The 12,793-nt window shown below is 51.1% G+C and carries 9 protein-coding genes; 5 read left to right on the top strand and 4 right to left on the bottom strand.

The window, feature by feature from the left end:
* Window positions 1-10: 10 nt before the first annotated feature.
* Window positions 11-394 carry a phosphomannose isomerase type II C-terminal cupin domain gene (locus AC286M_RS10900; protein ID WP_488208828.1) on the bottom strand — a complete coding sequence of 128 codons (384 nt, stop codon included), beginning with the start codon at window positions 392-394 and terminating at the stop codon, window positions 11-13.
* A gap of 284 nt (window positions 395-678) precedes the next feature.
* Window positions 679-2,625 (bottom strand): phosphodiester glycosidase family protein, encoded by a 1,947-nt coding sequence (locus tag AC286M_RS10895; protein WP_488204409.1) that lies wholly within the window; start codon window positions 2,623-2,625, stop codon window positions 679-681.
* A gap of 825 nt (window positions 2,626-3,450) precedes the next feature.
* Between AC286M_RS10895 and gltB the strand changes: the two genes are divergently transcribed.
* From gltB to AC286M_RS10875, 4 genes are all read left to right on the top strand, one after another.
* Window positions 3,451-8,118 (top strand): glutamate synthase large subunit, encoded by a 4,668-nt coding sequence (gene gltB / locus AC286M_RS10890; protein WP_488204408.1) that lies wholly within the window; start codon window positions 3,451-3,453, stop codon window positions 8,116-8,118.
* A gap of 154 nt (window positions 8,119-8,272) precedes the next feature.
* Entirely contained in the window at window positions 8,273-8,752 is a 480-nt protein-coding gene (locus AC286M_RS10885) for a flavin reductase family protein (RefSeq protein WP_488204407.1), read from the top strand.
* A 126-nt stretch (window positions 8,753-8,878) separates the two neighbouring features.
* A complete protein-coding gene (locus AC286M_RS10880; RefSeq protein WP_488204406.1) occupies window positions 8,879-9,232 on the top strand; it encodes a phenylpyruvate tautomerase MIF-related protein in 354 nt (117 codons plus the stop codon).
* A gap of 251 nt (window positions 9,233-9,483) precedes the next feature.
* Window positions 9,484-10,104 (top strand): GNAT family N-acetyltransferase, encoded by a 621-nt coding sequence (locus tag AC286M_RS10875; protein WP_488204405.1) that lies wholly within the window; start codon window positions 9,484-9,486, stop codon window positions 10,102-10,104.
* Between the two features lie 82 nt (window positions 10,105-10,186).
* Here AC286M_RS10875 and AC286M_RS10870 read toward each other — a convergent pair whose 3' ends face one another.
* Window positions 10,187-10,501 (bottom strand): DUF1825 family protein, encoded by a 315-nt coding sequence (locus AC286M_RS10870; protein WP_488204404.1) that lies wholly within the window; start codon window positions 10,499-10,501, stop codon window positions 10,187-10,189.
* Window positions 10,502-10,634: 133 nt separating this feature from the next.
* Window positions 10,635-11,618 (bottom strand): J domain-containing protein, encoded by a 984-nt coding sequence (locus tag AC286M_RS10865; RefSeq protein WP_488204403.1) that lies wholly within the window; start codon window positions 11,616-11,618, stop codon window positions 10,635-10,637.
* A gap of 714 nt (window positions 11,619-12,332) precedes the next feature.
* On the opposite strand from AC286M_RS10865, the gene AC286M_RS10860 reads away from it, so the two are divergent.
* Complete coding sequence (locus tag AC286M_RS10860) at window positions 12,333-12,740, top strand: NINE protein (protein ID WP_488204402.1); 408 nt, start codon at window positions 12,333-12,335, stop codon at window positions 12,738-12,740.
* The last annotated feature ends 53 nt before the right edge of the window (window positions 12,741-12,793 follow it).

The following is a 12,793-nucleotide window of genomic DNA, read 5'->3' as shown; positions in this document are numbered from 1 at the left end:
TAAAAATAATCTAAGAGTTAGTACGAGCGTAGTCATCTTGGAAGCGAACGATATCGTCCTCGCCCAGATATTCCCCGTTTTGCACTTCGATCAAAACTAAAGGAATTACACCGGGGTTTTCAAGACGGTGGGCGGTGCAGGGCGGCACGTAGGTCGATTGATTAGTAGATAACAGAGTTTCTTTTTCAGCGCAGGTTACCTTGGCCGTTCCGGATACAACGATCCAGTGTTCACTCCGATGGTGATGCATCTGGAGGCTGAGCCGATGATTGGGCTTGACCTCAATTCGCTTAATTTTATAGCCGCGGCCTTCTTCAAGGACAGTGAAAGATCCCCAAGGACGGAGTTCAGTTGCTGCAACACTTCTTGCGATCGCAGAATCGGGCAAAGGCATCTGGTTTTGAGCAACAGTTTGAGGTTTAGCCACAGATTTCTCCTTAGAACATTAACTGTATATGGGCAGTTGTGTACGTACAGTTTTTGGGTAGTGCGCCACGATCGTTTTTTATTTGATTGGCTGATTAATATGACAAGTGCAATATAGCAACACCGAACAGGTTCTAGGGGGTTAAGTTCCTACATGAACGCACATCTACAATAAGTTTTCACAGGTTGGCGGCTGTTTTAACAGTTGCTTCATTAGATTTCAGTATGGCTGTAATGTTTGTACGCCTATTTCTATGGCAGATCACGGAGAAAAACGCCGATACCGTTATTCACTCTGGCTGCGGTTCGGGCTGATCGATCGATCAATCTGCCGCCCAAGTAAAGCGATGTGGAACTGCCGCCATCTAAATTAAGTGCCTCCGTCGCGCCAAGCTGCTGCATCAGTCGCGCCATTTCACTTAAGGTCGGGCCTGCGCCACCGACTCGATTGTGAACGGCAACCAGGATCAGTTGATTGTTGACAACGCCGATTGCACTGCGAGGAGCCGCTTGTTGAATAAAGGCCGTGCTGAACTGTTCAGCCGGGGCGTCCAAAACAATCCGGCCATTTTTGACCAGCAGGGGGCCACCTCCCATCAAATTCGGTGACTGCACGAGCGCATCGGGATACGTGCGGGTTGTCGGGGTCACAGTTGCGCCAATCGGCAGCGCTTGGGCAGCGGCAGCGTTAGAACGCACGACTAACAAATAACCATCCTGCGGAATCGGAACGGCCTGCCCGGCAGCGGTTGCGGATTGATTGTTGGTGACCTGCCCTTGCTGCACGGTGACAACCACTTCGCTATCAGTCATCGTTTTATAGGAACTGCCCCATTCCGGCGTATAGCGAGCAATGCCAGCTTCGACATAGCCACTGTTCAAATGACTAATCGGAAAGCGCTGTCCAGTTGAGGTGGCGATTTCCTCTAACAGTGACAAGCGATCAACCACCGCCTGATGCTGTTCGTTCCATGCGATCGCACCGCGATTCAAAATCGGGCCAGACAGCCAGCGATTATTGTCTCGAACAACTCCCAAGGGTAGCTGGTTATTGCGATTAAAAAATCCTCCATTAATCGCAGCCACGGCTCCAGAGGATTGGGCCATTGTCACCAGTGGACTAATCCCTTCAGCCGCAGTGGGATTACTGCGGATGGGACGAATCTCAATATGGGGATCTTGGGGATCAAGCGTCAGCATTGTCACTGGAAACTGAGCCGAACCAACCGCTATCCATTTCTGCTGCCAGCGGATGCCGGGTGCCCAAGCTAAATCGCGCTCAATCATGGCGTCCGATCGCACATCAATCACCAGTCGGTTGGGATTGGGCAATGTCCAGAGGCGGGGCCGGACGGTAGCTGGGAACTGTAGCGAAATTTGAGTACGGCCTGACTGACTAGAGAGGCGCAGGCTAGAGAGTAAATTACCGGGCCGGGTTTCAAAGGTGCTGAGTACCTGAGGATTTGCGATCGCATCTAGCGTAATCGTCGCTTCACCGCGCAGCTCGTCGATTTGCCAGGGGGCGGGTTGGCTCAAATCGATCACAATGCGATCGCCCCAATCTTGTCGGCCTTGACGAACGGCTGAAATTTGGGCGGGTGCCGTTTGAATCGCCAATAGATTGCCCTGGGACTGCACTTGCCAGCCATATCGCTGCACAAGAGAAGCAACATCAACGTAGCGCAAGCCGGAGCCAAACCAGGTCGTGGCTGATAAAGACGTATCGGCAAAATCCGAATACCACTGTAGCGGCTGCTGGTCGTAACGCTGGCTATTCAGCAGTTCCACGCCCATCACCTGCATGAGGGCCGCATCTGAGATGCCTAACTGCTGATCCCGCTGTATCCAGTTACCGATCAAAGTCTGCCCATTCAGTACAATTCGGTTCCCTTGGTTTGAAGCGGGCGGAACTTGGCTGATTTGCGATGAATCGACTGGATCGGCTGATGTTAGTGACAATTGGGCAACTCCCGGCGAAATCTGTCCCGGCAGTAAGCGGCTAAGCCCGTCACCGTTGATGGATGCCGGACGTCCGGCTGCACTCAGTACGGTTAGGAGCAACGCTAGGCTAAACAAGCCAAGCTGGCGCTGCCGAGTGAGCTTAAACGACAGTAATCGGATTAACAGATTGGCCAGCCAGCGATAACTCTTGGATGAGGTGAGACGATTTGAGCGTCCAAAACGAAAATTCCAGTCCACAAACTTGCTCCTAACACACGGAAAATGGTTCTCAGGATTTAATGAATTCAGACGTGCGCGATCGCAAAATGTGCCGCTATGTGGCAGTTATTCAAATCGTGATTCAGAACATGGAAAATTGGTAGCGACCGTAACACCCATCAAGAAATAATGACTTCTAATTAAACGAAACGTTGCATAATGTAAAAAGAGTATTAAGAGGTCTACTCGATCAATTCTTGGTGGCTCCTCCAGACAATTTTTATCTGAGTAATCTGGCCATAGGTTTCTCGATCCGCAGCAGTCTCAACAATCAAGTTCCATTTGTTTCAATGCTGTACGTGAGTCTGCCTGTCTGAATAGCTACACCAAGACAGATAGAAATATGGTTTCGTCCTCATAGTGCTAGAGGACTGAGCCATAGATTGCCAGCACTGTGCAATTTATATAAGATCTCTAAGCTACTGATCGTAGAGCTAGCCAGTACAAGCCTTAGAAACCGACATTACAGCCAACTGCAAAAAGCCGAAAAACCTGCGGAGTTCATCTGTGCAGGTCTAAGCTTGTCTCTTCTCAGCGAGGTTCTCACTGTTAAACCTCCAAGGAAAAGATCCATAGTGAGCTGTTGATCAACAGGATAAGTGACATCAAGGCTAAAACACTGCTTTCATACTGCTTTCTTAAGCATGACGAGCACCTGCTGGTGCGGTTGTCAGAACGTGTAGGTTGAGCAAAACAATGCTGAACATGACCCATACCCAAGCTGGACACAGCAATTGAGCTGTTCTGTAACCATCAGACGGCTCTAGATAATTGCAGAGCGTGATAAATAAAATGAGCTACTCCATGAACAACACGAGCGTAAACCACAATTCAGTAATATCCCAGTCGGTGGAGGCAGGCTACTCCGGCCAGAAATGGTTGGTGGAAGAGCGAGATGCCTGTGGAGTGGGGTTTATTGCCGATCAGCAGGGCCGAGCCAGTCATGATTTGGTGCAGAAGGCGCTGTCAGCGTTGACCTGTTTGGAGCATCGTGGAGCCTGTAGCGCCGATCGCGATTCTGGAGATGGCGCAGGCGTAATGACGGCAATTCCGTGGTCGCTGTTTCAGTCATGGTTAGCTGAACGCAATGTGAGTCTGACTGACGAGACTCAAACGCTGGCTGTGGGCATGGTGTTTTTGCCGATGGATGATGCGATCGCAGCGCAGGCTCGCAGCATCATTGAGCAAAAAATCAGCGATGCAGGTTTGGACTTTTTAGGCTGGCGCTCGGTGCCCGTTGCACCGGATGTATTGGGCGTACAGGCCAAGCAGTACCAGCCGCTAGTTGAACAAATTTTCGTCCGCAGCACAACGACTGACAAAGATGAACTGGAGCGGCAGCTTTTCCTCGTCCGCAAGCAAATCGAGAAAGCAGTTGTGCAGTCTGCGGATGGCTCAGGTCGATTACGGGAAGATACCTACATTTGTTCCCTCTCTTGCCGCACCATCATCTATAAAGGCATGGTTCGCTCAGCGGTTCTGGGCACGTTTTACTTGGATTTCCAAAATCCTGACTACACTAGCGTTTTTGCCATCTATCACCGCCGCTTTAGCACCAACACCATGCCCAAGTGGCCGCTGGCTCAACCAATGCGACTACTGGGCCACAACGGTGAAATCAACACCCTGCTCGGCAACATCAACTGGATGGTGGCGCGGGAAGCTGATTTAGCGCATCCGCTATGGGGCGATCGCTTAGAGGACATCAAGCCCGTCGTCAATCCGGAAAACAGCGATTCGGCCAACCTAGACAACGTGATGGAGCTGCTGACTCGCTCTGGGCGCAGTCCGCTGTCGGCGCTGATGATTCTGGTACCTGAAGCCTACGGCAACCAGCCCGATTTGGCCGATCATCCTGAAATCGTTGACTTCTACGAGTACTACAGCGGTTTGCAGGAGCCTTGGGATGGCCCCGCATTGATCTCCTTCAGCGACGGCAAGATCGTCGGTGCCGCGCTAGATCGGAATGGCTTGCGTCCGGCTCGCTACAGCGTTACCCGTGACGGTTACTTCGTTGTCTCCTCTGAGGCAGGCGTAGTTGATTTGCCCGAAGCTGAGATTATCGAAAAAGGTCGGCTTGGCCCCGGTCAAACCATTGCCTTCAATCTCGAAACCCTAGAAGTCCTGAAAAACTGGGATATCAAGCAAAAGGTGGCTCAAGCTCAGCCCTACGGCGACTGGCTGAAGGAGTACCGCCACGATCTAGAACCTCAGCTTTTCAGTGAGGCCACTGTTCTAGAATCGCAGGATTTGCTGGTGCATCAAACGGCGTTTGGCTATACCGCCGAAGATGTGGAGATGATCATCCAGGAAATGGCGATGCAGGGGAAAGAGCCGACCTTCTGCATGGGCGACGACATTCCGCTGGCGGTTCTATCCGAGAAGTCACACCTACTCTACAACTACTTCAAGCAGCGGTTTGCTCAGGTCACGAATCCCCCCATCGACCCGCTGCGGGAGCGGCTGGTCATGTCTCTCAGTATGCAGTTGGGTGAGCGGGGCAATCTGCTCGAAGCGCATCCGGAGTATGCTCATCTGATCAAGCTGAAGTCCCCGGTGCTGAATGAACCGGAACTGGATCTGATCTGCCAGTCTTCTCTCAAAGCAACGAAGCTGTCTACGCTGTTTGACCTCGAAGCAGGCCCAGAAGGATTGAAGACTGCGATCGCAACTCTCTGTGAGCAGGCCACGGCTGCGGTGAAATCCGGTGCCAAGATTTTGGTACTGAGCGATCGCGTCGATGCTAACGGCAACACCACCACGCTGAAGGCAGGACAAACCTACATTCCGCCGATGCTAGCCGTGGGTGCAGTTCACCATCACCTGATCCGCGAGCAAATCCGCATGAAGGCGTCACTGGTCGTAGACACCGCCCAGTGCTGGAGTACGCATCACTTTGCCTGCCTACTGGGCTACGGTGCCAGTGCCGTTTGTCCCTATCTGACGCTGGAAACGGTACGTCACTGGTGGAACGATTCCAAGACTCAGAAGCTGATGGAGCGGGGCCGCATTCCGCTGTCTACGCTGAATGGAGCGCAGGAAAACTATCGCAAGGCGATTGAGGCGGGTCTGCTAAAGATCCTGTCCAAGATGGGCATTTCACTCCTATCTAGCTATCAGGGCGCGCAGATCTTTGAAGCGATTGGTATCGGTGTCGATCTGCTTGAAACGGGCTTCCGAGGCACCACCTCTCGCTTAGGCGGTCTGACGCTGACAGATTTGGCGCAGGAAACCGTCTCGTTTATTCGCAAAGCGTTTCCGGAACTGTCGGGCAAGAAGCTAGAAAACATGGGCTTCGTGCAGTACCGTCCCGGTGGCGAGTACCACATGAACAGCCCTGAGATGGCGAAAGCGCTACATAAAGCGGTCGATAATCGTCAATATGACCACTACGAGGTCTACAAGCGCCATTTGGCTGAGCGGCCAATTACGGCACTGCGGGATTTACTCGACTTCAAGAGCGATCGCAACTCGATTTCTCTGGACGAAGTTGAACCCGTTGAGTCGATCATGAAGCGGTTCTGCACGGGCGGTATGTCGTTAGGCGCACTGTCCCGTGAGGCACATGAGACACTTGCGATCGCAATGAACCGGATCGGCGGCAAGTCCAACTCCGGTGAAGGCGGCGAAGATCCCGTCCGCTTTGAGGTGTTGAATGATGTGGACGAGAACGGTAACTCACCCACGCTGCCACACCTGCACGGTTTGAAGAACGGCGACACTGCCAACTCAGCCATTAAGCAGGTCGCATCCGGGCGCTTTGGCGTAACGCCTGAGTACCTGATGAGTGGCAAACAGCTTGAGATCAAGATGGCTCAAGGCGCAAAGCCCGGTGAGGGCGGTCAGCTTCCCGGCAAGAAAGTCAGTCCGTACATTGCTATGCTGCGTCGCTCGAAGCCCGGTGTAACCCTGATTTCGCCGCCGCCGCACCACGACATTTACTCGATTGAGGATCTGTCACAGCTGATTTTTGACCTGCACCAGATCAATCCTCAAGCCGCCGTTTCCGTCAAGCTGGTTGCCGAAATTGGCATCGGCACGATTGCGGCGGGTGTGGCCAAGGCCAACGCCGATATCATCCAAATCTCCGGTCACGATGGCGGTACGGGTGCATCGCCGCTCAGCTCCATTAAGCACGCGGGCAGTCCTTGGGAACTCGGTCTAACTGAAGTTCATCGGGCGCTGCTGGTAAACGAACTGCGCGATCGCGTGATTCTGCGGGTCGATGGTGGCCTCAAGTCTGGCTGGGATGTGCTGATGGGGGCACTGATGGGGGCTGAGGAATTTGGCTTTGGCTCCATCGCCATGATTGCCGAGGGCTGCATCATGGCCCGCATTTGCCACACCAACAACTGTCCCGTGGGCGTTGCCACCCAGCGCGAAGAGCTGCGTAAGCGGTTCTCCGGCATTCCTGACAACGTGGTCAACTTCTTCTACTTCATTGCTGAAGAAGTGCGATCGCTGTTGGCTCACCTGGGCTATCGGTCGCTGAATGAGGTAATCGGTCGGGCTGATTTGCTGACCCATCGGGCAGGCGCTCAGCTCACTAAGACTGTTGGTCTCAATCTCGACTGCCTGACCCAGCTACCGGATACTCGCACAGACCGCAACTGGTTGAATCACGGCGATGTTCACAGCAACGGCCCCGTTCTCGATGACGAAATTTTGGCTGATGCCGATATTCAAGCCGCGATTCAGAATCACGGTACGGTGACGAAATCCTATGCTGTCGTCAATACCGATCGGACGGTTGGCGCACGGCTAGCTGGCGTCATTGCGAAGCAGTATGGCAACACGGGCTTTGAGGGCCAAATCAACCTCAACTTCACGGGCAGTATTGGTCAGAGTTTTGGGGCCTTCAACTTGCCCAATGTGATTCTGCGTCTAGAAGGCGACGCCAATGACTATGTTGGTAAGGGTATGCACGGTGGCGAGATCATCGTCAAACCCCTCGCTTCTGCCACCTTTGATCCGTCCCAAAACGTAATTATTGGCAATACCTGTCTCTATGGCGCGACGGGCGGCACACTGTTTGCTTTAGGACAGGCTGGCGAACGCTTTGCTGTCCGCAATTCTAAGGCGCAGGCCGTAATTGAAGGTGCAGGCGACCACTGTTGTGAATATATGACTGGCGGCGTTGTCGTCGTGCTCGGTCGAGTGGGCCGCAACGTCGGCGCAGGTATGACGGGCGGACTAGCCTACTTCCTCGACGAAGATGGCTCATTCCCAACTCACGTCAACCCCGAAATCGTCAATGTGCAGCGGGTGATCACTGACGCAGGTGAACAGCAGCTCAAGTCGCTGATTGAAGCTCACGCCGAGCGCACGGGCAGCGAAAAAGCGAAGCGGATTCTGGCCAACTGGTCAGACTACAAGACCAAGTTCTGGCAAGTCGTCCCACCATCCGAAGCGGATTCGGCATTGACTAATCCAGAGGCTTCTGAAGAAAAGGTGCTTAGTTCAGTCCAATAGAGTAGCGTTTTACCACTGAACCAAAAGCCGCGCGTAAACGTGCGGCTTTTCGGTTTAAATACGGGATTTCCGAGCTTCCCCGCTTTAGGACAGATAAATCGAACTTAAAAGCTGTAATAAACTATCCCTGTAGAGACAATAACGAGAGAAAACCGTGCTAGACGAACAGGCAAAGAAAACAATATTACGCAAAATTCCCCACGGCCTTTATATCTGCGGCGTGAAAGATGGCGATGAGGTAAACGGGTTTACCGCTAGTTGGGTGATGCAGGCATCCTTTCAGCCGCCGCTGGTTGTGAACTGCATCAAGAACGATTCGCGATCGCACGAGATGGTCAAGGCCAGTGGTGTATTTGCGCTCAGTGTTTTGGAAGAAGGCCAAAAAGAAGTCGCACAGAACTTCTTCAAGCCATTACGCCGCGTGGGCAACAAGTTTGAGGACATCGAGTTTTATACCAACGAGACAGGGTGCCCCATCATTAAAGACTCGCTCGGCTATGTGGAATGCCGCGTTGTCGGTTCGGTTGAACACGGCGATCACACCGTCTTTGTCGGTGAAGTAATTGCAGCAGGCGTGCATCGTGAGGGCGATCCCCTTCTCTTAGAAAGCACGGGCTGGCAATATGGTGGGTAGGCTATATGAAGTCCGGCTGAAAACCCATGATTTACTTTTTGGAGAAACGCTTGCTAAGCAAGCGTTTCTCCAAAAAGTAAACTGAGGTCTTATCCGCAGACTTGATATTAAGAGGATTGCAGGACTATGCCACTGATTAAAGTTCAAACTTCAGCTTCTTCGCCAGCCAAAGCAGACGTTGAAGCCATGCTGAAAGAGCTGTCAGCTAGTTTGTCAAAGCACTTGGGTAAGCCGGAATCTTATATTATGACGGCGTTTGAACCCGATGTTGCCATGACGTTTGCAGGCACAACCGATCCCGTTTGCTACGTGGAAATTAAAAGCGTTGGCACGATGGGTTCGGCCAAAACGAAGGCGATGAGCCAAGATTTTTGCGATCTCATTGGCCAGAAATTGGGCGTTCCAACCAACCGCATTTACATTGAGTTTGCCGATGCGGACGGTGCTATGTGGGGTTGGAATGGCTCAACCTTTGGCTAATCTTGGCTAAGGAACGCGGATCGAATCAGGTGAAATCTTTGCGGTAGGACACGGCAATGCCGTGTCCCTACGGATGGAATAGTTTACTAGCGTGAAAGGCTTGCAGTGCAAGCTTTTCACGCTATTGCTCTCAATGCTTATCGATAGATTTGATGTACAGCCGATCGATTGGCAACATTGGCAACATCAAACTGGTCCCAAACTCGTAACACTAGAGTAGAAACGTCAAACTAAAACCAGTGTGGTCGTCTATGAAGATCCGCTATGCCGTTGAAGCCGATCTGCCCCAGATTGTCGCAATTTACAATGCCGCCATTCCCAGCCGCCTAGCCACCGCAGACTTGGAGCCAATTTCGGTTGCCAGCCGCCAGCAGTGGTTCCACGCTCATCAGCCTCATGAGTACCCGATTTGGGTGATGGAATATCAGGATCAGGTAGTCGGCTGGTTGAGCTTGCAGATGTTCTACGGTCGCCCCGCGTATCGAGCGACAACGGAAATTAGCCTATATGTCTCACCGGATCATCAGGGCCAGGGAATCGGTCGCAAACTAGCTGAATATGCGATCGCACAGTGTCCCAAGCTGGGGATTACGACGCTGCTCAGCTTTATCTTTGGTCATAATCAGCCCAGCCTCAAGCTATTCCAGCGGCTTGGTTTTGAACAGTGGGGCAATCTACCGCAAGTGGCCGAACTGGATGGGGTGCAGCGAGACCTAGTGCTGCTGGGTCTTAAAGTTCCTACCGCTTCAACTTCGGATCGAACTGTCTCAACCGTAGAATCCTCTCAATCCGCAGTTTCTCATCCATCTACGCCACTCGAATCACCAACAGAACCATCCCAAAGAACATCCGATGCGGTGCTCTTTCAATAAACGACCCCGCTGCAAGCAGACGGGGTCGTTTATCAGGAAAAAAGCGCTTTTCCTAGGCGTTATACACAAATTTGACAGATTACTATTCAATTTCAGCTTTCATGCGTTCAAGCGTGAGGTTCATTTGGTCAAACATTTGCTGTGGTGTCATGCCAAACTGTCCGAGCTGAGTTTTGAGCTGCTCCACGGTCATCTTTGCCGTAAAGTCTTCTGACAGTTCAAACCGCTTCATAAAAACGCGATAGCGTTCCATCACGTCTTCCATGCGCTCGATGAAGAGTATTTTGCCCTCACGGTCAAACTTACCGTAGTCTTCCCCTAGGGTCACAAGGGATTGATAATCTTCAAAAAGCTGTTTGGCTTCCTGTTGGACAATTTCAGAGTCGAAGAATCCCATTGCTATCTCGTGTGTTTCTTAAAATAGTGCGATCGCAGCTTCTGTCTTTCTAATAATGTACGAATTTCCGGCCCATTCACCAAGGCGAGATATCCCTACCTAATCGGGTAAGGGTAAGGAAACAAGGGGAAACCTACTTCGATAATCGGGCAAACAGATTGCTGAAAAATCCACCTTTAGACTTCTTCTCCTGAGGCTGAACCTGGCTAGATTGCGTTGTGGATGATGACTTGGCTGAACCATTTGAGGCTGGATTAGTTTGATTGTTTACGATTGCCTCCGGCTTTAAATCCACCATCGGTGCATATTTACGGGCCAGCCGATCCGATGGATCAAGCTTGAGGGCTTGCCGCAGATGAACCTTGGCCATACCATCTAACCGCTGTTTAAGATAAGCGACTCCTAGCAGCGCGTGATAGGAACTGCGCTTCGGTTCAAGTCGAATCGCATCTCGTAACTCTTGCACCACCATTGACCAGTTTTGGCCTTTAGCATAGACAACAGCGCGTTCATAGTGGCGTTTAGCGTAATCTTCAAGCGGCTTTTCGTCAGTGGGCTTATCCTCAGCTTGAATACCTGACAGGGTAGTTTGTGGACTCGCTATCAGGCCAGAGCGCTTGGGGCGAATAATCGGATCGCCCATTTTGACCTTGAGATAGACCAGATTCAGTTCGGCCAAAGCGTGAGTAACGACTTCAAACTGGTCGAAGTCCTCATATTGCTGACTAGCGAGCTGAGTGACGGCCTGCTCATAGAACACATCCGCTTCCGTTTGCGGTACGTTAAGCAGCTTGATTGCGAGCTTAGTCTTAGGCTGAAGTGACTGTTGACGCACCGACCGTCGCACCTGAAATCGCAGCATGGCCAAGTGCTCTGCCCGCCCTTTGTCCTGCTTGACCTTTTGGTAGGTCGGATTGATCAGTTTCGTTAATAGCTGAATCGCAAACTCGCGAATGTCTGGATCTTGATTGAGATAGCGGTCAGGATGGAGCTGTTTAGCAACGGCCCGATAGCGTTTCGCAATTCGTCTTTCATCAGCAGACACTGAGACACCCAATACGGCATAAGGGTCTGAAAACTTGCTCAGCCAATCTGTTGAGAAGGACACCTGTTTCATAAGAGAACGCAATATTGCTACCCAATTTAGCTACTAAACTTAAACCAATAGGGATGAAGAAGTTGTATCCAGTTTTCACTGATGTGTAACTGACGGAATGGTTAACTCCAGTCTACTTCTTCCAATTCGAGCGTTTTTTGTAAGAACTTCGGCAAAAGGTTCTTTTAGGTCTGGGATTGAGTAAAGGCTGTTGGCTTGTGGGGTCTGTAACTCTGTATCAAGGATGTTCCAGTCATATGTGGAAATACGGGCACAGAGCTATCCGTTAAAAATTTCACTCACCATTGACCGTTACCCGGATGACTTGGGTTCAAATTCAAAAATCTCTATCAAAAGATTTAGAGAATCCCTTGTAACATCACATTTTGCATCTCGCAAATCAAGACCTCGAAAGGGTCATTTCGCCGCTAAATCCGACAGCAAACTAATCTTCTGAGGTTTTGGCAAGATGTGAGCGGTATTGCGGTCACTGCTATCACCTCAACCACTCGGTTGTTTGCAACGGATTCAGGAACCGTTCGCATCGTTCAACATAGTCTGGTAGGCTCCACCAATATTTACATTACTTAACAGGTTGAGTGCTAGGGCGCGATCTGGTTTTTCCTTTAAGGAAATTTTGCCAATTCTAGCGGTTTATCAAATTAATGGTTTAGCTGACTTATGCAAATATGAGCTACAACCATAAGTAAGTCAGTCAAAACGAGTAACGCTGTCGTGAATAGTAGTCACACCCTAAGCAAGCCTAAAAATCGCTCGGTAGCCGTAGCGCTGGCGCTGGCTGGAGTTTTTTTTCCAGGCTTACATAAATTTTATCTTGGTCAACCGGGATGGGGAATTGTCTACCTGCTGCTTGGGTTTACTCCACTCATGCCAATTCCTCGCTTTGCAAGTGCTGTAGAAGGAGTATGGTATCTCACACAAGATAGCCAAACGTTTTCTAACAAATTCAACTTTGCGGGTTCAAACCAATCTCAAACTGTGTCGCAGCCAACGGTCAATCCTGAACAAATTAGCGCGATCGCAGATGCGCTGCGTCAGCTTGATCAACTGCGGCAGGACGGTTTGATCTCAGAGTACGAATTTGAACAAAAGCGGCGCTGTCTGCTGGATAAAATTGAGTAGTAGTCACCGTAGCTGGTTAGGCAATCACTGATCGCGTCAGCCATTGCCAGATC

The organism is Thainema salinarum CENA647 (assembly GCF_057732415.1).
The sequence above is the reverse complement of the archived record's forward strand: the minus strand, read 5'-3'. Positions and strand labels throughout refer to the sequence as shown.

Excerpts from the sequence above, each read along its gene's own strand:
- AC286M_RS10865 (WP_488204403.1), bottom strand. The coding sequence starts at position 11,618 with ATGAAACAGGTGTCCTTCTCAACAGATTGGCTGAGCAAGTTTTCAGAC.
- AC286M_RS10875 (WP_488204405.1), top strand. The coding sequence starts at position 9,484 with ATGAAGATCCGCTATGCCGTTGAAGCCGATCTGCCCCAGATTGTCGCA.
- AC286M_RS10880 (WP_488204406.1), top strand. The coding sequence starts at position 8,879 with ATGCCACTGATTAAAGTTCAAACTTCAGCTTCTTCGCCAGCCAAAGCA.
- gltB (WP_488204408.1), top strand. The coding sequence starts at position 3,451 with ATGAACAACACGAGCGTAAACCACAATTCAGTAATATCCCAGTCGGTG.
- AC286M_RS10870 (WP_488204404.1), bottom strand. The coding sequence starts at position 10,501 with ATGGGATTCTTCGACTCTGAAATTGTCCAACAGGAAGCCAAACAGCTT.
- AC286M_RS10900 (WP_488208828.1), bottom strand. The coding sequence starts at position 394 with ATGCCTTTGCCCGATTCTGCGATCGCAAGAAGTGTTGCAGCAACTGAA.